This is a genomic window from Streptomyces sp. NPDC002206 (assembly GCF_053593595.1).
The window spans coordinates 35,499-54,086 of record NZ_JBSFCW010000028.1; the positions used below are offsets into that span (position 1 = coordinate 35,499).

15 protein-coding genes are annotated in these 18,588 nt (G+C 68.6%); 5 read left to right on the plus strand and 10 right to left on the minus strand.

What is annotated here, in order from left to right; genetic code table 11:
• Positions 1-11 precede the first annotated feature (11 nt).
• A complete protein-coding gene (locus tag ACWCP8_RS32440) occupies positions 12-1,454 on the plus strand; it encodes a competence protein CoiA family protein (protein ID WP_451119774.1) in 1,443 nt (480 codons plus the stop codon).
• Positions 1,455-1,503: 49 nt separating this feature from the next.
• Here the strand turns inward: ACWCP8_RS32440 and ACWCP8_RS32445 are convergent, their stop codons facing one another.
• Both ACWCP8_RS32445 and ACWCP8_RS32450 read right to left on the minus strand, forming a co-directional pair.
• A complete protein-coding gene (locus tag ACWCP8_RS32445; RefSeq protein WP_451119776.1) occupies positions 1,504-1,896 on the minus strand; it encodes a hypothetical protein in 393 nt (130 codons plus the stop codon).
• A gap of 356 nt (positions 1,897-2,252) precedes the next feature.
• On the minus strand, positions 2,253-2,567 hold the full coding sequence (locus ACWCP8_RS32450) for a hypothetical protein (RefSeq protein WP_382844608.1): 315 nt from the start codon (positions 2,565-2,567) through the stop codon (positions 2,253-2,255).
• A 283-nt stretch (positions 2,568-2,850) separates the two neighbouring features.
• Between ACWCP8_RS32450 and ACWCP8_RS32455 the strand changes: the two genes are divergently transcribed.
• A complete protein-coding gene (locus ACWCP8_RS32455) occupies positions 2,851-3,840 on the plus strand; it encodes a LuxR C-terminal-related transcriptional regulator (protein WP_382844605.1) in 990 nt (329 codons plus the stop codon).
• 116 nt (positions 3,841-3,956) lie between these two features.
• On the opposite strand, the gene yczR is transcribed toward ACWCP8_RS32455, so the two are convergent.
• On the minus strand, positions 3,957-5,420 hold the full coding sequence (gene yczR / locus ACWCP8_RS32460; RefSeq protein ID WP_451119778.1) for a MocR-like transcription factor YczR: 1,464 nt from the start codon (positions 5,418-5,420) through the stop codon (positions 3,957-3,959).
• A gap of 205 nt (positions 5,421-5,625) precedes the next feature.
• On the opposite strand from yczR, the gene ACWCP8_RS32465 reads away from it, so the two are divergent.
• Positions 5,626-7,488 carry a S9 family peptidase gene (locus ACWCP8_RS32465; RefSeq protein ID WP_451119780.1) on the plus strand — a complete coding sequence of 621 codons (1,863 nt, stop codon included), beginning with the start codon at positions 5,626-5,628 and terminating at the stop codon, positions 7,486-7,488.
• Between the two features lie 74 nt (positions 7,489-7,562).
• On the opposite strand, the gene ACWCP8_RS32470 is transcribed toward ACWCP8_RS32465, so the two are convergent.
• From ACWCP8_RS32470 to ACWCP8_RS32500, 7 genes are all read right to left on the minus strand, one after another.
• Positions 7,563-7,733, minus strand: coding sequence for a hypothetical protein (locus ACWCP8_RS32470; RefSeq protein WP_352271518.1), 171 nt, complete (start codon positions 7,731-7,733; stop codon positions 7,563-7,565).
• Positions 7,734-7,891: 158 nt separating this feature from the next.
• On the minus strand, positions 7,892-9,178 hold the full coding sequence (locus ACWCP8_RS32475; RefSeq protein ID WP_352271519.1) for an MFS transporter: 1,287 nt from the start codon (positions 9,176-9,178) through the stop codon (positions 7,892-7,894).
• 223 nt (positions 9,179-9,401) lie between these two features.
• A complete protein-coding gene (locus ACWCP8_RS32480; protein WP_352271521.1) occupies positions 9,402-10,628 on the minus strand; it encodes a cupin domain-containing protein in 1,227 nt (408 codons plus the stop codon).
• Between the two features lie 580 nt (positions 10,629-11,208).
• A complete protein-coding gene (locus tag ACWCP8_RS32485) occupies positions 11,209-11,667 on the minus strand; it encodes a DinB family protein (protein WP_382844612.1) in 459 nt (152 codons plus the stop codon).
• A gap of 140 nt (positions 11,668-11,807) precedes the next feature.
• Positions 11,808-12,119, minus strand: a complete 312-nt coding sequence (locus ACWCP8_RS32490; RefSeq protein WP_352271525.1) for a hypothetical protein — start codon at positions 12,117-12,119, stop codon at positions 11,808-11,810.
• Between the two features lie 120 nt (positions 12,120-12,239).
• The gene (locus ACWCP8_RS32495; RefSeq protein ID WP_451119783.1) at positions 12,240-14,198 is read right to left on the minus strand and encodes a carbamoyltransferase C-terminal domain-containing protein; all 1,959 of its coding nucleotides are present in this window, start codon (positions 14,196-14,198) and stop codon (positions 12,240-12,242) included.
• Between the two features lie 176 nt (positions 14,199-14,374).
• Complete coding sequence (locus tag ACWCP8_RS32500) at positions 14,375-16,315, minus strand: S9 family peptidase (RefSeq protein ID WP_451119785.1); 1,941 nt, start codon at positions 16,313-16,315, stop codon at positions 14,375-14,377.
• Between the two features lie 349 nt (positions 16,316-16,664).
• Here ACWCP8_RS32500 and ACWCP8_RS32505 point away from each other — a divergent pair, with 349 nt between their 5' ends.
• Together ACWCP8_RS32505 and ACWCP8_RS32510 are read left to right on the plus strand one after the other, a co-directional pair.
• Positions 16,665-17,987: a hydantoinase/carbamoylase family amidase gene (locus tag ACWCP8_RS32505; RefSeq protein ID WP_451119787.1), complete on the plus strand. Its 1,323-nt coding sequence runs from the start codon at positions 16,665-16,667 to the stop codon at positions 17,985-17,987.
• A complete protein-coding gene (locus ACWCP8_RS32510) occupies positions 17,984-18,565 on the plus strand; it encodes an LOG family protein (protein WP_352271531.1) in 582 nt (193 codons plus the stop codon). The genes ACWCP8_RS32505 and ACWCP8_RS32510 overlap by 4 nt, the downstream gene beginning before the upstream one ends.
• The last annotated feature ends 23 nt before the right edge of the window (positions 18,566-18,588 follow it).

Here is an 18,588-nt window from a genome sequence, read left to right on the forward strand (position 1 = left end):
GAAACGACCACATGGCGTTCACCGCAGTCCACCCCGAGCTCGGCCTTCTCGACGCCACTCAGGACCTCCTCGGGCGCGATCTGGATTGGTCGCTGGTCTACCGAGCGAAGCCCCGAGTGTTGTTGACCTGCCCAGAGTGCGGGCACGGAGTTCACGCCAAGCGCTCCCCCAGGAAGGTCCTCTACTTCGCCCACGACGCGGGTCGGCCGGCTAACTGTTCGCTGTCCAACGAGTCGATGGAGCATCACCTGCTGAAGCTGGAGATGGCCACCGCCATCCGCGCCGCGGGATGGCATGCCGAGCTCGAGGTCGGTGCCCCTGACGGGTCTTGGCGGGCCGACGTGATGGCCTCCTCCCCAGAGGGCGATGGGCGGATGGCGTGGGAAGCGCAGCTGTCCCCCATCACCATCGAAGACATTCAGTTCCGTACGGCCAGGTATGACGACGCGGATGTTCGGGTCTGCTGGGTGACCGACCGCCGCTCTGCCCCATGGATGGGTGCAGTTCCCTCCGTGCGGGCGAACGCGCCGGAGGGCGACACCGGCTGGACCCTTGACGAAGGCGTAGCTGGGTTCGACTCCAAGGCCGGCCGATGGGTGTTCCAGACCGTCGACCTGGCCGGTTTTGTCAGGTGGGCACTGCTCGGCTTCCTCTTCCCGTACACAGCGCTACCCAGATACGCGCCTCGCCATCAACTCCTGAGGGGCAGCACCGTAAGCCGCGGCGGGAACCTGGTGTGGACCTCAACGAAGTCGGTGACCGAGCAGGCCGAGTACGAACAGAAGCGCCCGATCCGGGAGGCGGAGGACCAGCGAAGGCGTGTCCTCGAGATGAAACGCAAAGTGGCGGCCGCTCAGCGGAAAGCCGATGCCGACCGAAAGCGCTCCGAGGAGCTAGCGGCAGCCAGGGTGCTCCAAGAGAAGAGGGCTGCGGAGGCGCGGGCCCTGCGCGAGGAAGCCAGAAGGGAGGCACTGGAACGGCGAGCGCAGGATCGACGCCGCAACGAAAAGAACCAGGCCCGGCTGCAGGCCGAGGTGGACGCACGGATCCGACGCGAAGACGCCGCACGGGAGGAGCGGAAGCTGGGCTCCAAGGGTGCCGCTGAGCAGTGGTGGCGACTCATATCGGATGAGCAGGCAAGCGAGCTCATGAACGCAGTACAGGCGATCTCCTGGGACGAGAGAGGGCTAAGGGTCGAGCAGCGAGGCCCTGACGGTGGCGCGGACGCCTTCGCTTACGGAATACCGGTACACACGTTAGGCCGACAACAACTGCTGTACGCCATCGTGCGCCCTTGCCCCGACCTGCTGGAGTCGTCGCCCCAAGTCCTGTCTCAGCGGGTCTTCGTTCGAAACGCCCGCGAAGCACAACTGCTAATCGACCGCGGCATGCACCCAAGTCGGGTGACGCACTTCGATCTCCCTGACCACGAGCAGGTCACCCTGTGGCCGTAATGCCCCGGATCAGCGCTCTGGCCCGGGACACAGCCGTGTTCGGGTCGGGCTACGAGGCAGCGGCGGCAGACCCCTCCAACAAGGAGCCCGACTTCAGCATCATGTCCAGCATCCGCACCAGCTCGTCCGAGTCCTCGTCACCCTTACCCTCGGCAAGCTGCTGGACAAGGCGCATGACCATGCAGATTCCGGGGCGCTGCAGGTCATAGAGCAGAACCTCCGCGTCCTGATTACCGGGGATCCGCGGAGGCAGATGCCCGATGCCGTGAGCCGCCAGCTCCTTCTCGATGCCCTCCAGCACCCGCGCGCCCGACCTCTTCGCATCCGCCAGTGTGCGCAGTTGCAGCACGTCCCACCGAAGGACGCCGCCGTGGAATTCAAGCAGCTGGGGAAGCCGGTCCCAGGTCGTCATCGCGCTCTGCTCCGCTCTCGTAATGGTCATGTAGACCAATTGAAGCGCCACAACCTTGCAGAGACGGGACTTTCCGTGAAGATTCTCCGCGACGGGGTTCCGGCTGGTAGGCCCCCTGTCAGGCACCGCCGTCATTGAGCCTGAGCAGGAGGGCAACCGGAATACGCCGGAAACGTGCCGTAGCCCTCTGCCGGTCGATTCAGCTCAGGTAGTGGTCGAGGAGGGCGGGACCGGCGGCGGAGGCCCCGATCGGCTACCGGGGTGCGGTCGCCCAGCGGATCCATGCCATGAGCCCCTGCACCGCCGCCTGCTGACGGGTCGGCCACCGGTCCCGGCTGCCGGTCCGCCGCCGCGAGAGCGGACGGTCTCCTCCCCCCTCCCCCGGTTCACCATCCCGGCTCCGGGCAGTCCGCGGGGAGGGTTGGCGGGGGCGCGGCGTTGCAGGCCAGCAGGCGGAAGTGGCGCAGGCGTTGGCTGGTCTGCAGGGCGCGTGTGCACACGGACACCGCGGTGAGTTCGGCCTCTTCCACCGTACGGCTCAGCAGGTACAGCCCAAGAACGGGTCCCTGTGAGGCCTCGGGGTGGGGCGACACGTGCTCGAGGCGGTCTTCGACACGGGCGCACTGTCTGACGATGTCGGCGACTTCGTCGGGAAGGGGCGCTTGGTTGTCGGCCGCGAGCCGGACGTGGATGAGGAACATGCCTCAAGGATCACCGTGTGGTCGCCCTGGGCGAAGGTGGTCAAGGTGTCAGGTTTATGCCACGGCAGAAACCGTCCTCGGATTCGGGCCCTCGATGAACATGTATACAAAATCGGCTTCGGACAGATGAGAACGAGCCGTATACGACCAGCGGTTGTCCGGCGCAATGTGCGTCGCGGGCAAGGAACGGCAAGGTTTTCGGTACCCCTGCTGGTGGCTGCCGTATGGCGGTACACTGCCGCTCCACATGTGGGCGTTGTCATTATGCATCGTGGGGGGCAGCATGTTGGCCAGCCTGGGAATAGATCCATTGGCGGAGCAGGTCTACCGCTCATTACTGGCGAACCCCGAGGAGGGGGTGCGCGACCTCGCCCAGCGGCACGGGACCGGCGAGGAAGAGATCGGCCAGGCGCTCGACCAGCTCAGTGCGCTCTCTCTCGTCCGGCCCACGGGCAGCCCCGGCTCCGGCTTTCATCCGGTCGCTCCGCAACTGGCCATGGAATTGCTTCTGGCCCGTCAGCAGGCGCGGCTCGCCGCGGAGCAGTCCAGAGTGGAGGCGTCGCGTGCCGCCGCCGCCGAGCTCATTGCCGAATTCTCCGCGCTGCGTCCGCTCGGCCCGTCCCCGGACCATCTGAGTGGTGTCGACGCGATTCGTGAGCGGCTTGCCGAGATGGGCCGGGCCGCCCAGTCCGAGGTGATGACCTTCGCGCCGGGCGGTGCTCACTCCGCTGCGGATCTCGCAGCGAGCAGGGGGCCCAATGGGGATCTGCTGAAGCGCCGGATCAGAATGCGCACCATCTACCTGGACAGCGTCCGTAACCACCAGCCCACTGTGGAGCATGTGACCTGGTTGTACGAGATGGGTGGTGAGGTCCGCACTGCCGCGACCCTGCCCACGCGGCTGATCATCGTCGACCGTAAGCATGCTCTCGTGCCGGCCCAGTCCTCGGACGCGCGCAACGGGGCTGTCATCGTTCAGAGTGAGGGCACGGTCGCGGCTCTGTGCGCACTGTTCGAGACCATCTGGGCGGGAGCCACCGCGTTCGGGTGCAAGCCCGCTCCGAGCCTCGGCGGGTTGCCCCGTCAGGAGAGCGAGGTCCTGCGGATGCTGGCGAGCGGACTGACCGACGAGGCCATCGCGAAGAAGCTCGGTGTCTCGTCGCGCACGGCCCGCCGTATCTCGGCCGAGCTGATGGAGCGTCTGGGCGCGCGGAGCCGGTTCGAGGCCGGTGTGCGTGCCGTTCAGACCGGTCTGTTGCCCGCTCAGCGGTAGTACGGCTTTCCGGCTGCTCCCCGGCGTCGACTCCCGGTGGGCGGTGTGGCGTTGTTCAATCGGCTGGCCGCACGCGGTTGAACGGGTGTTGTGGTGCCGGGTGTTCGCCGCCGTTGTCAGACGACCCAGCCTCCGCGTGCTGTGCTGTCCGCCAGCTCTGTGCTGTGCCCGAGCACCTCGGCGAGCCGGCTCACGGCATCACCGAGCGTGGACGGAGGAAGGGCGTACGGGATGCGCAGGCGGCGGTCGAATGTGCCGGGGTCCACGCCGAAGCGCCCGCCGCCGACGATCCGGACTCCGCGTTCTTCGGCGCGTTCTGCCAGTACCGATGCGATGGGCTGGCCGAGGTCGACCCACAGTGAGAGGCCGCCGACGGGCGACTGCCACCTCCACTGCGGGAGGTGATGGCGCAGTGCCTCGGCGAGTGCGGCGCGTTGTTCGCGTACCCGTGCCACACGTCCGGCGTGCTGTTCGTCGGACTGCTCGATGAGGCTTACGGCGAGCAGCTGCTCGACCACCGGGCCGCCCAGGTCGTGTGCCATGCGCAGGACGGAGAGGTTGGCGACGAACCCGGGGGTGGCGCGTACCCAGCCGATGCGCAGGCCTGCCCAGTGGCTCTTGCTGAGGGATCCGACGGTCAGTACGTGGTCGGCCGTTCCGGCGGATTCGGTGGCCGCGAACGGTGTGGGGACGGGGGTGTCGAGGGCGAGGTCGGTGAGGGTCTCGTCGGCTACCAGCCATGTTCCGGAGCGGCGGGTGGCGTCGAGGACGCGCCGGCATTCGTCGGCGGGCATCAGCGAGCCGATGGGGTTGTGGAAGTGCGGGATCAGGTATGCCAGCCGGGGTGCGTCCTGGCGCAGTGCCTGTTCCAGTGCGCCGATGTTCCATCCGTTGTCGTCCACGGGGGTGGAAACGGCGCGCAGGCCGGCACGGCGTATGGCCGCGAGTGCGTTGGGGTAGGTGGGGCTTTCGACGAGGACCCGGTCGCCGGCCGTGCAGAGCAGTTCGAGTGTCAGTGTCAGGGCCTGCTGTGCGCCGGTGGTGATGAGGATCTGGTCGCTGCGTGTGGGCAGGCCGCGCCGGGTGTAGCGGTCTGCGATCGCGGCGCGCAGTTCTGGCAGGCCGAAGGGGTGGTATCCGCTGGTCGAGGCGATTCCTTCGACGCGCGGGCCCGCTTGTGCGTAGGCCTGTGCGAGATCTCGTGGGGGGATTCCGAGGGAGGCTGTCGTCAGGTCGATGCAGGCGTCGGGGGCGGAGAGGGGGCGCATCGTCTGTTCGGCGGGCAGCGCCGTCCATGTGCCGGATCCGCGTCGGCTGTGCAGGTATCCGGTGTCCCGCAGGACGCCGTAGGCGGCGGTGAGCGTGGTCCGGCTGACGGCCAGTTCGGGGGCGAGTTCGCGCTCGGCGGGCATTCTGACGTGCAGGCCGACTTGGCCTTCGAGTATCAGTTTCTGGATGGCGGAGGCGAGTTGCTGGTATGCGGGTCCCTGTGTGCAGGGCATTCCCCGGACCAGGGCGCCGAGTGTCGCGGCCGGGAGGGGTCGCACCTCTGCAGTCACAGCTTCCCCCTGGTCATGCATGCGTTGTCGGGCTGCGCGGTTCCCGGTCGGCCAGTGACGTGTGCCGGCATCAAGTCGTTCGGGCCCGAGTGATCGCTGTCAGTCTGCAAGAACGGTCGGGCCTTGTCGAGGCGCCTGGTTCCGGCCTGTTCGAGCCTGGTTCTGTGCTGTTCAACTGACTGCCGGGTCCGGGCGAGCGGTTGTGTTGGTGGCTAGCGTTGTGTGGGTGACTCCGCTGCCTCCGATCCCGCGTAATGCCCTGTTCGGCAATCCTGAGCGGATATCTCCTCAGCTTGCCCCCGATGGCACCCGTCTGGCCTGGATAGCCCCGCATGAAGGGGTTCTCAATGTCTGGACCGCGACGCCGGGCTCGGACGATGCCCGCCCGGTCACCCACGATACGAACCGGGGTATCCGTACCTGCTTCTGGACGCCCGACGGTGCCCGTATCGCGTATGTGCAGGATGTCGCGGGTGATGAGAACTGGCATCTGTACGACATCGACCCGGACACGCATGACATCCGGGATCTGACGCCCTTCGAGCAGGTGCGGACGCAGGTCATCGGCGTCGACCTCGACGTACAAGACCGCATTCTGATCGGTCTGAATCTTGAGAACAAGAAGCTTCACGACGTCTACGAACTCCGTCTGGAGGACGGCGGGCTGACGCGGGTGCTGGCCAATCCGGGCCTGGTCGCCATGGTCGCGGACAGTGATCTGGAAGTGCGCGCCGCGATCGCCGCCCGGCCGGACGGGGGCCGTACGGTCATGGTCCGTGACAAGGGCGGGCCGGACGCACCGTGGCGTCCGCTTCTGGAGGTCGGGCACGAGGACAGTCTCTCCACCGTCCCGTTGCGGTTCGATGCCGATGGGGCGCGGCTGCTGCTGACGACATCGGCGGATGCCAACACCACCCGGCTGGTCTGGGTCAGGCTTGCGGACGGCGAGCGCGAAGTGGTCGCCGGGCATCCTCGGTTCGACATCGTCTCGGTCGTCGGGGGCCGGCGTACCAGGCAGCCCCAGATGGTGGCCTTCGGTGGTGACCGTACCGAGTGGCACGTTTTGGACCCGGCGATCGCCGGGGATCTCGAGGCGTTGCGGGGCCTGGACGACGGGGATCTGCGGCTGGTCTCCCGGGACCGTGAGGATGCCACGTGGCTGATCGCCTATGACCATTCCGGTGGGCCCACCCGCTTCTATACCTTTCACCGTCCGACGCGTACGGGTACGTATCTGTTCTCCGACCGTCCCGCGCTGGAGGATGCCGGTCTCACTCCGATCGAGCCGTTCTCGTTCACCGCACGCGACGGGCTCACCATTCACGGCTATCTGACTTTCCCCACCGACCGTGCGCGCCGCGATCTGCCGACCGTGGTGAAGGTCCACGGCGGTCCGTGGACCCGGGACTCCTGGCGTCTGGACAGTGAGGCGCAGTGGCTCGCGGACCGCGGCTACCTGTGTGTGCAGGTGAACTTCCGCGGCTCCACCGGTTACGGGAAGGAGTTCACCAATGCGGGCGACCGTGAGTGGGGCGGCCGGATGCACGACGACCTGATCGACGGTTTGGCGTGGGTGATCGAGCGCGGTTACGCCGACCCCGACCGGGTGGGTATCTACGGCGGTTCGTACGGCGGGTATGCCGCTCTGGTCGGTGCGGCCTTCACTCCGGATGTTTTCCGCTGTGCGGTGGATGTGGTCGGGCCGTCCAGCCTGGCCACGCTGATCCGGGGGATTCCGGCCTACTGGGCGCCGACGGTTGCGCAGATGCACACCCGTGTCGGCAATCCTGAGACCGAGGCGGAGTTCCTGTGGTCGCGCTCGCCGCTCTCGCGCGTCGATGACATCCGTATCCCGCTGCTGATCGTGCACGGGGCCAATGACCCGCGGGTCAAGCAGTCGGAGAGCGAGCAGATCGTCGCCGCTCTGCGGGCGAAGGGCATCCCGCACGAGTACCTGGTCTTCCCGGACGAGGGCCACGGTATGGCCCGTCCTGAGAACCGTCTCCGCTTCTATGCCTGTGCCGAGCGGTTCCTCGCGGCCCATCTGGGCGGCCGTTTCGAGCCCGAGCCGGGCGACAGGGAGGGGTGAGCGGGGCGGGGCAGGAAGCAGCAGACCGCGCTGGCATCGTTGATGCTGGCGCGGTCTGCTGAGTGGTCGTTGTGTTACGGCAGCAGGAGGCTTTCGGGCTTGGGCGGGCTGACGTGCGGGAGGACCCAGCACAGGGGGAACCAGTCGGGCTGCCGGTCGGGGAGCTGGGCCTCGGCGGTCTTCCGGCCCTGCAGGGCGGCGGGTACGCGGGGCCTGGATGCGGGAAACAGCTGGCTGTCGGTCATCGATCCATCCTTTGAGTGCGGTTTCGTGGTCACATCACGCATCGGACTTGTGGGGCTGGGCGGTCGTGCCGGTGAATTGCCTCCGGCCGAGCGGGCTTTGACATCACCGCTCGGCCGGGAGGTGCTTGGTGTGGTGCTGTTCGCTGCGGCGTGTGCCGTCAGTCGGCCGGCTGTGCTTTCACGGCCGGCACGGGGGCCGGGGTGGCTGCCGGTGCCGTGTCCGAGGACTGGAGGACCTTGCGGGCCATCACGAGCAGGGAGACGGCGATCAGGGCGCCTGCGGCGAGGAATCCGTACCGGGGTTCGATGACGGTCAGCAGGAGGCCGCCGAGGAGGAATCCGGTGCCGGGGCCCGTGTTGGAGACGGCGCCGAGGGCGGCGAAGGCGCGGCCCCGGTGGCTGTGGGGAACGCGGAGGTTGAACACGATGTGGGTCACGGTGGCCTGGGCTCCGTTGCCGACGCCGCCGAGGAAGTAGAAGGGTGCGATCCACCAGACGCCGGGGGCCAGTCCGACGCCGAGGATGGCCACGCCGATGCAGACGAAGGAGCCGATCAGGATGGCTTCGTGGCTGAGGTTCTTCACGCGCCGGGCGAGGAGCGCTCCCGGGACCATGCCCGCGGCCCACGTCGTCATGATGACTCCGTACACCTGCTCGGAGGCGCCGAAGGTGTCGCGCACGTAGAAGACGATGAGGACGTTGATGATGCAGGCGCAGGCCATGACGATGCCGCTGAGCACCAGGACGGAGCGCAGGAAGCCGTCGGACCACACGCGGTAGGGCGCGGCGGCCGGCTCGGGGGACGGTTCGGCCGCCGCGGCCTGCGGTGCGGCGGTGGTCTTCTTGTGCAGGCGCGTCGAGATGGTCAGGGCGCCGAGCACCACCAGGACGAAGCTCGCGGCGTTCAGGGCGAGGGGCAGAGTGGTGCCCGAGCGGCTGCTGAGGAGGCCGGCGACGGCGGGCGCGAACAGCATGCCGGCCATGGTGGTCGTCTGTGAGATGGCCGAGGCCCGGGGTATGTCGTCCTTGCCGACCATTGCGCTGGGCAGGCCGCCGAACACCGGGTGGGTGAAGGAGACGCCTACCGCCAGGAGTGTGCACAGGGCGACGAGTACGGGGATCGACGTCGTCGTCATCATGGCCACGCAGGTCAGTGCCTGCAGCGATGCCACGATCACGATGATCTTGCGGCTGTCGAACCTGTCGGCGATCCCGCCGGTGATGGGTGCGAGGAACACGGGCGGCAGGGTGGCGGCCATGAGCAGGGCCATGACGGCGAAGCCGCCGGCCCCGTTCTTCTGGGCGAGCAGCGTCAGCGCGGTCGCAGCCATGATGTCGCCGAAGACCGACAGGGAGCGCATCCCCGCGAGCGTGTAGACCTCTCGCCAGCCGGAGCCGGGCGGTGCCTTGACGGCGTGGTCTGGCGGGGACGCGGTGACGGTCATGCGGATCAGCTCCTTGTGTAGGGCGGCTGCGACGCCACCGAACCGAAAGCCCCGCACGGGGTGTGGGGGCCGGGTCGCGATTTGTCGGTCACGGAGTGACGGCAGGGCCTCGAAGGCCGCGGCGCCGCCGGGTGGAAGGACCCGGCGGCGTCGCGGGCCGGTGGGCGGGTCCGGCGGATGTGGCCGGACGGGCCCTGGGAGGGGGCTGTGTGGAGTTCCCGCCCTAGACGGCTGCTACCTCGAGGACGCCCAGGCGGGCGAAGCCTTGCGCGTTCTTGACGGACCGTTCGACGGGCAGGTCCGGGAAGAGGGTCGCGGCGCTGACCGATGCGCCTTCCTCCAGGCCGGTGAGGACCTCGGCGATCGAGGACGGCACCGCGATGGTGTGTCCCTTGCAGACGAGCTGGGTGCGTCCGCTGTCGGATTCGCCGACCTGCAGGGGGGTGCCGGTCCGCCGGAGGGTGGCGTCGGGCCCCAGTTCGTCGAGTGCGGCGGAGTACTGGAATGTGTCGTCCGCCTTGATGCGTGGCGGGCGGCCGGGTTCCAGGTAGCGTCCGGACTCCAGGAGCCGGTCGAGTTCGGCCGGGGCGTTCACGGCGTTGAGCCGTGCCGCGAGGGCCTCGATCTTTTCCTTGAAGTCGGATTCGACGGATGCTCCGCGGGAGTCACCGATGTAGGGGAAGGCGCTGAATTCCGGGCCTTCGATCAGCGACTCGACCGTCTTCTGCAGCAGTTCCTGCCACTTGCGGGGCCGCATCATGATCGACAGGTGGACGGAGGACTTCTCGCGCGCGGCTGCGGCGTGAGGGGTGTGGTAGGGGAGGTAGAGCACGTCTCCGGGCTCCAGGAGCACGTCGATCGCCGGCTCGCCGAGCTGCTCCTCGGTGTAGGTGCCGATCACGGACGAGCGCTCGCCCTGCGGGTTCCACAGACGCCACCGCTTGGTGCCCTCGGTCTGCACGATGAACAGGTCGACGGGGTCGTGGTGCGGGTTGAAGCCCTGCCGGCCCGCCGGTGTCAGGAAGGCCACGCAGTCGGTGCGGGCGCCCAGCTTGTCGCTGATCACCTTGCAGAAGGACCGCAGGCGTGGCTCGATGTGGTTGAGCGAACTCCAGACGATGGTCGCGCCCGAGCGGTAGAGATCGTAGAGTCGCTCGGGAATGACGGAGTCCGGGATTTCCGTGCCCTGCACGGTAACAGTGCGGGTGAATGTTTTTTCGGAAACCCCGGCGCCGTTCAGATTGACCCGTACATACGGGGGTCTGATGACCTCCATATTGACCATCTCGTCCAGTCTGGAGAACGAGAGTATTTCACTCGGGTTGCCTTTGAGGGCGTTCTTCCGGAGCATGGGCTTCTTGTCCCAGAACTCTGCGAAGAACACTTCCTCGTCGCCGACGAGGTCGGCAAAAGTATAGCCTTCCATACCTTCTCCATTGATCTGGTCCACGAGCGACGCGGAACGCAAGGCGCTGAATGAAATGCCCGGTGAAGGGGCGCTCAGCGGGGGTTGCATGTCGTGCGGACGGCGGAGAAGAAGCCCTTTTGGGCTGATGAGCCTGGCAGCCACAGGGTGGTTTTGCAACCGCCGTTCGGTCTATACGGTGCGGTCAGCCGCGGCGGAGGGAGCGGGTAGCTCCCTCCGCCGCACGCGGTCTTACTGAATGCCGAGGTAGTACGACGCGGCCAGCTCAGCGGTGGTGTCGAGGAACTCGATGTCAGACATGTGATTCTCCTTTTTGTTTTCCCCGAGCGACTCGCTCGGTTCGATATTCATCATTGTTTCCGGGGCCTCTGGTGTCAACCGATCCGTGTCGGCGTGAACAGCTGGACGCCGTGAATTCCTGTTCCGCCGGCTTCCTTGAACGGAATTTCCGCAGGTGCCCTTGCGTGCGCCCTTGTATGTGCCCCGAAACGACAAATGACGCGCACTCGGCGCGTCATTTGTGAATAGCCTGTTCAACTGTCCGGGAAAAGCGGTCGAACACCGTGGCCAGGTCCCCCGGGCGTACGTGTGCCGGTGCCGGCGGTCAGTAGCCGACGGCTCCGTCGATGGCCTCGCGCAGCAGGTCCGCGTGTCCGTTGTGCCGTGCGTACTCGTCGATGAGGTGGATCATCGCGCGGCGGAGCGAGACAGCGCTGTCCGTCTTGGCCATGTAGCCGGTGACGTCCAGCGACTTGGCGTCCCGCTCCACACGGCGTGCGTGCTCGATCTCGCCCTGCCATGCGGCGAGGGCCTCGGGCCAGGTGGCTTCGCTGACGTCGTAGGCGACCTGGAAGTCGCCCCGGTCCGACCAGACCAGCGGGATGTCCTCCTCGCTGACGATCCGCCGGAACCAGGCCCGTTCGACTTCGGCCATGTGCCGTACGAGGCCCATCAGGGACAGCGTGGAGGGCGGCACGGACTGCCGGCGCAGCTGCTCCTCGCTCAGTCCTTCGCATTTGAGGGCGAGGGTGGTGCGCTGATGCTCCAGATAGGCGCGCAGCATCTCCCTCTCATCGGCTACCAGGGGCGGAAGGGTTCGTTCTGCAGCCACTGTCAGGTCCTTGCGTGAGCGACCCCGGACCCCGGGGAGGCGTCTCGCGGTCGGCGGAGGGTGGTGGGTCGCGTACTGCTGGACGCAGGCCGTCACTGTCCGGCCGCGGCGAACTCGGCCCGGGAGGCATGCCGTCGGATGTCCTGGGCCAGGGTGACGGCCGTCGCGGCCGCCGATACGGCTGCGCGGGCCGATCCTAGGGCTTCCCGGAGGATCTCGGCCCGGACGTCCGGCGGGGTCTGTGCCGCGGCCTCGGCTTCCAGCAGCTTCTGGGCGGCTTCGAGGGCGGCTACCTGGGCCTCGCCGAGCGGGGTGCCCCGGTCGACGTTCTCCAGGACCTGGTCCAGTGCGGCGGTGACGAGGTGGCAGGGGCCGGGCTGCCCCACCGTGAGGGCGTGCTGCATGGTCGGGCTCCTTGCTGAGGTGCTGTCAGGCATGAAACGGATGCCGTCCCGCCGGGGCGCCGCGCCGCAAGCGCGGTGCGACACCCCGACGGGACGGCTGCGGGGCACGGGCCGCGCGGATCACCGGGCCCGGCGGGTCAGTCCCTGCTCCGCCATGAATTCGTCGAGGTTCTTCTCGAACCCCGCATCGGCGGCGGCGATGCGTTCGGCCAGCAGGTTGACCCGGCTGGGGGTGTACGTCTCCGGGTCGGCCAGCAGCTGGGGCGTACCGGTCAGGAGCATGATGCCCGCCTCGGTGTAGCCGCGATCGAGCCAGGCGTTCCAGTACCGGTCACGGTCCGCCTCCTGTCCGGCGAACCAGTGCTCCGCGCGGGGGCGCGGTGCGTCGGGCACGGTGGCCGGGGGCTGTGCCTCGCCGCGCAGGAGCACACGGCGGCCGGCCAGGTAGGCGACCCGGATGCCCTTGCGGACGCAGAAGGTCAGCGCCTCGGCGGCGGTGTCGACGACTGGTTCGCCCCGGTCGTTGAGGGAGGTGTTGCACACGATCGGGACGCCGGTCTCGGCGTGGAAGGCCGATATCGCCCGGTGCAGCAGCCCGTTGGCCTGTGCGGTCAGTGTCTGGTGCCGTGCCGAGTTGTCCAGGTGGAGGATGGCGGGCACTCGGTCGAGGACGTCGTCGCGGACCTGGACGGCCTCCAGCATGAACGGGGAGGGGCGGCGCTGTACGAACCACTGTGCGGCCTGCTCGTCGAGGACGATGGGGGCGACGGGGCGCCACCACTGCCGCTGCTTGTACTCGTTGAGGAGGTCCTTGACCTTTTCCGAGCGGGGGTCGCCCAGGAGGCTGCGGTGGCCGAGTGCCCGCGGGCCCATTTCGGCGGCGCCGTCCACCCAGGCGATGACGTCGTCGCTGAGGTCGGTGACGAACTGGTCCGGCGAGAAGTCGTCGACCTGCTCGATCCAGGGGGCGAACTCGGTGAGCGCGGCGTCGACGTCCCGCAGTTCGCTGCCGTAGTAGGCGGTGTCGATGCGCAGGTCGGCGTCCTGGAACGCGCCGATGCCGTACAGGCCGAGCAGTCCCAGGCCGAGGGCTTCCCCGGAGTCGTTCGCGCAGGGCGGGGCCAGCAGGCCGCGGAAGCCGTAGCGGTCCAGTGTCAGGGTGTTGGTGGGGCAGTTGAGGGCGAAGCCGCCGCTCATGGACAGGTAGCAGTCCTGGGTCCGCACGCCGGCCATGGCGCTCAGCCGCTCCACGTTGCGCATGATGATCAGGTCGCAGCACTGCTGGACCACCTTCATCACCGCGCTCTGCAGGTTGTCCTCGTCGCTGAATCGCGGATCGGGGTTCTTGCCGGCCAGCTGCTCGCCGGCCGCGGCGATGACCGATTTGACGAGGCCGAATGCCGCCGGCCACGGCAGGACGCGGCCGCCGAACAGCTCGATGTCGCGGACCGCAGCCTCGGCGTCGAAGTCGATCTCGGCCCGGGAGGCCGAGGCGAGCGCCATGAGCGTTCCGGGTTCCTTGCCGAACAGCCGGTCGGCCGCCAGGTAGAGCGGTGCGGGTGATTCGACGGGCGCGAGGGTCAGTTTCCCCTTCACCGAGACGCATCCCGCGTAGTAGCCGGCCGGCCGCTCGTCCTCGAGGATCAGGTCGGGGGCGGCGTCGACGGCGAGGCCGATGATGGTCTCCTCCTTGAAGATCCTGGTGTCGAGGAGGAGACCGCTGAAGAGGTGGGCGAGGGTGTGGATCGCCAGTCCCTCGCTCCCGGCCGGCAGCGGAAGGTCCCGGTGCCCCGGCAGACCGGGGGTGCCCCACGTGGTGTGGATGTCGGCGAGGGCCAGTCCCTCCGTGGCCAGCAGGCCGTTGAGGAAGGCTTCGGCCCGCTCCGGGGTGTACAGCGGCAGCGCGTGGTGCTTGCGGCCGCTGACTCGTTCGAACTCCCAGTGGCGGATCAGCTCGACCGATCCGGCGGAGCGCCGCCACAGCGCAGCGTTGTGGTCGTGGCGGGGTGAGATCACCGACCGGTCGCCGGGCGGTGTCATGTAGGTCGAGAGGTAATAGTCGCCGGGGGCGGCACTCATGGTGGTTGCCTCATTCCTAGTTCCGCTGGTGCTTCGTAGGTGGGAACAGCGACGGCCGCGTCGTCGGCGTGCCGGGACGCGGCTGTCGCTGGGTGTGTTCGGCGGCTGCCGACGGGCTACGAAGCACCGGGGCAGCACCCCCGCCGGGCGGGAGGGCCGGGCCGTGCGTCAGACGGTCACAGGTGGCGGTCCCACCACTCCAGGATCGCTTCGTAACGCGCCACCCGGTGGCTGGGCAGGCCGGTCCGGGACATCTCGTGCGTCTCGCCGGGGAAGAGCAGCAACTCGACGGGGACGCCGCGCAGTTTCAGGGCCACGAACAGCCGCTGGGCCTGCTCCATGGGGGTGTGCCGGTCGTCCTCGGACTGGATCAGCATCATGGGGATGTCGATCTGGTCCGCGTATGTGAGAGGGCTGGCGTCGCGCCAGCGCTCGGGGTCGGAGCCGTAGAGGGCGAGGGACAGCACGATGCCTTCGTCGGAAGAGGCGCTGTGGCTGTCGATGGAGTAGCAGCCGCGCTCGGCGATGGCCGCGCGGAACCGCTTGCCGTGGTGGGCGGCCATCCAGGCCGACATGTAGCCGCCGAAGGAGCCGCCCAGCATGCCCACCCGGTCGCCGTCGAGGCCGGGGTCGTTGAGCGCGCCCTCCAGGATGGTCAGGAGGTCGGTGGCGGTGCGGCGCGGCAGGTCGTCGAGGATGGCCTTGCCGTGGGCCTGGCCGTAGCCGGCGGCGCCCCGGGGGTTGCCGAGTACGACGGCGTAGCCGGCGCTCGCGTAGATCTGGGCCTCCTCGAAGGAGGCGGGCCCGTTGAGGGTGTAGCCCCATTGGGTGAAGGGGCCGCCCTTGATCTGGAGCAGGACCGGGTGCGGTCCTTCGCCGCGGGGGCGGACGATCCAGCCGTGCAGCGGGTAGCCGTCCGGGGCGGCGGTGGTGAACTCCTCCATGGGCAGCAGGTCGCCCTGTGCCTGCAGTTCGGCTCCGAACGAGGTGAGGACCCTCTCGGTGCCGTTGGTCCACACCACGAGGTCTCCGGCGCTGCCCGCGTCGGCAACCACGGCGGCGATCGTCACGCCGTGCGCGCCTTCGGCGACGGCGAAGCCGTTGACCTGGCGCGGGCCGGTGATCACGGGGGTGGGTGTGCCGCCGTCGTAGGGGACGAGGATCAGGTTCACCTCGCCGCGGTAGTCGTTGGCGAAGTACACGCCGTCGGTGGCGGTCGCGATCATCTGGCTGGAGAAGCTGAGGTGGTAGGGCTCGGCATCGGTCAAGCGCACGGGGGGCGTCGTGCCGTCGACGGTCGCGGCCCACAGGCCGTAGCTGCTGTTCGCGATGCCGTTGTTGTTCTCGTCGAGAAGCTCCGCGGCGAAGCAGACCTTGCTGCCGTCCGCGGCGAACCGGGGGCATCCCAGGGTCAGCCCGCCGTCGGTCAGGGCGCGCAGGCCGCTGCCGTCCGGGGCGCATACCCATACGTCGTTGCGCAGGTCGTCGCCGTGGGTCTCGTGCCGGGCGGCGGTGAAGGTGAGCAGGTCGCCGTCCGGGCTCCACGCGATGTCGCCGTGGTCGTGCTCGGATGCGGTGACCTGGGTGGTGGTCCGGTCGGGCGTGAACGGGTCGGTGATGAAGACCTGTCGGGGCCGGTCGAACCAGTAGCCGAAACCGTCCGCCATGTAGCGGAGTTTCGTGATCCGTCGCGGTGCCTCCTTGTGCGGTGGGACCCCTCGGCGGTAGCGGCCTTCCTGCGGGACCCGGGCGGCGTACGCGATCCGCTGGGAGTCCGGGCTCCACACGGGCTGGCCCGCGCCCAGCGGCTGGTTCGTGACCGGGAACGGCTCGCCGCCGTCCATCGGCAGCAGGTACAGCTGCGCGGGGCCACCGGGTCCGGGGCGCAGGAATGCCAGGTGGCGTCCGTCCGGGGAGAACGCCGGTGCTCCGTCGTAGGGCCCCTGGGTGAGCTTGCGCGCCGGCGCCTCACCGGTGGTGTCCGCCAGCCAGAGCTCGTGGACGTTGTCGTCGGCGGCCAGGTCGACACGGGTGACGCCGACAGCGACGAAGCGCCCGTCTCCCGACAGAGTGGGTCGCCCGAGAATAGGCAGAAGGCTGATATCGGAGGGGATCATACTCGTGAAGCTACGAGCAGGTTCGCGGCACTGTCAATGAAATGCGGTTGGACAGCAAAACACTGTGGAGACGTGAATTCACCGCTCCGTCAGGAACTGATCCCTGTTTCGTTCTTGCAGTTCAGAGGCACTTTATTTGGCTGAACCACCCGTGTGGTCAAAGGCTGTTCAACTGTATTGGTCATTCGGTTGAACGCACACGATAAACACTTGTCCGCCCTTGACCCAATCCCCCTTGCATGGTGACGATTTCCTGTCGAAGGATCGAGGAGAGCATTTCGGGAGAGACGAGTCGGCGCCCCCGCCGCTCGGCGGATTCTCCAGTCCCACGACGTGACAGGAGCGGACCATGACCGAAACACTCCTCCAGCCGATGACACGGCCTCTGGAAATTGATGCCGAGCGGCTGCTGCGCCGGATCCGCGAGCTCGCGGCCATCGGCGCGGACGGCGCCACCGGCGGTATCACCCGCCCCGGGTTCAGTCCGGCCGACCGGGAAGCCCAGGCGTATGTCATGGGCGAGGCCCGGCGGGCGGGTCTCAGCGCGGCCGTGGACGCGGCCGGCAACGTCCTCGTACGCGAGGGTGTCCCGGCGGGCGAACGCCCCGCCCTCCTCTTGGGCTCGCACCTGGACACGGTGGTGAACGGTGGCCCGCTGGACGGTGCGTATGGCGTGCTGGCGGCCCTGGAGGTCGTGCAGTGCTGTGCCGAAGCGGGTCTGCAGACGCCGTACGAGGTGGTCGCCGCGGCCTTCGCCAACGAGGAGGGTGCGCTGTTCCCCCAGCCGTTCTGGGGTTCCATGGCCCTCGCCGGGCGTCTGACCGACCTGCCGAAGGAGCCGACGGACCGTCATGGCCGCCCGCTGCGGGACGCTCTCAAGTCGACCGGCGGCAATCTCGACGCGCTGGGCAGTGCGGTGTGGCCCGTCGGGTCGATCGCCGCCTATCTGGAACTGCACATCGAGCAGGGGCCCGTCCTGGAGCGGGCGGGCACCGCGATCGGTGTCGTCGAGGCCATCACCGGGCGCGCCCTGCTGACCGTCACGATCCGCGGCAGCGCCGGGCATTCGGGCACCACACCGATGGAAGGGCGCCGGGATGCCATGGCGGCCGCGGCCCGGGTGGTGCTGGCAGCCGAGGGCATCAGCCGCGGGCAGCAGCTGTGCCGCGTGGCCACCGTCGGCCGTCTGGACGCCGAACCGAACACACCGAACACCATCGCCGGCACCGCCACCATGACCGTCGACCTGCGGGACACCGGGCCCGCCCGGCTGGACGCGGCCGAACGCGCCCTGCGGGACGCCCTGCGGCGGATCGCCGCACAGACCGGCACCGACATTTCCGTCACCGCCCTCACCCACTCCGCCCCCGTGGCCACCGACCAGGGGCTCCGCAGTGCCATCGCGCGCAGCGCCGACGAACTGGGCCTGTCCCGGATGGCCCTGCCGAGCGGAGCGGGTCACGACGCGCAGATCGTGGCCGGCATCGGCCCCATCGCCATGGTCTTCGTCCCGAGCATCGGCGGGGTCAGCCATGTGCCCGAGGAGGACACCGACCCCGCCCATCTGATCGGCGGAGCCAACGTGCTCCTGCGCACCGCGCTGCGCACCCTCGACGCCGCCCCGCGGCACCGGCCGGACCTGAGTACAAGCCACTACCTGGAGCAGAGATGACCGTCATCACCGAAACCGGGCCGAACATCGCGGTGTTCTGCGGTGCCCGTCCCGGAGTCCACCCCGACCACCTCGCCTTCGCCCACGCCTTCGGGCGGGAACTCGCCCTGCGGGGCTCCGGCCTCGTCTACGGGGCCGGCGGGGTCGGCGTGATGGGAGCCGTCGCCCAGGGCGTGAGTGACGGCGGCGGGGCCATCACCGGCGTCGTTCCCAGTGCCCTGCGCGAGCGCGAGCGTTCGGACGACCCGCTCGGCACCATCCACGTCGTCGCCACGATGCACGAGCGCAAGGCGCTCATGTACCGCCTGGCCACGGGCTTCGCCGTGCTTCCCGGCGGGATCGGCACGCTGGACGAGGTCATGGAGGTGCTGACCTGGAACCAGCTGGGGCTGATGGCCAAGCCCGTCGTCGTCGTGAACCACGGGGGCTTCTTCGACCCGCTGCTCAATCTTCTGGACCACCTGGTGACGCAGGGGTTCCTGGCTCGGCACGAGCGCGCCCTGATCCAGACGGCCGACGCTGCCGACGACGCCTGCGACCGGCTCTGTCTGCGCGCACCCGTCGTCGCGGCCGCCTGACCTCTCCCGTCCTCCCACCCCTC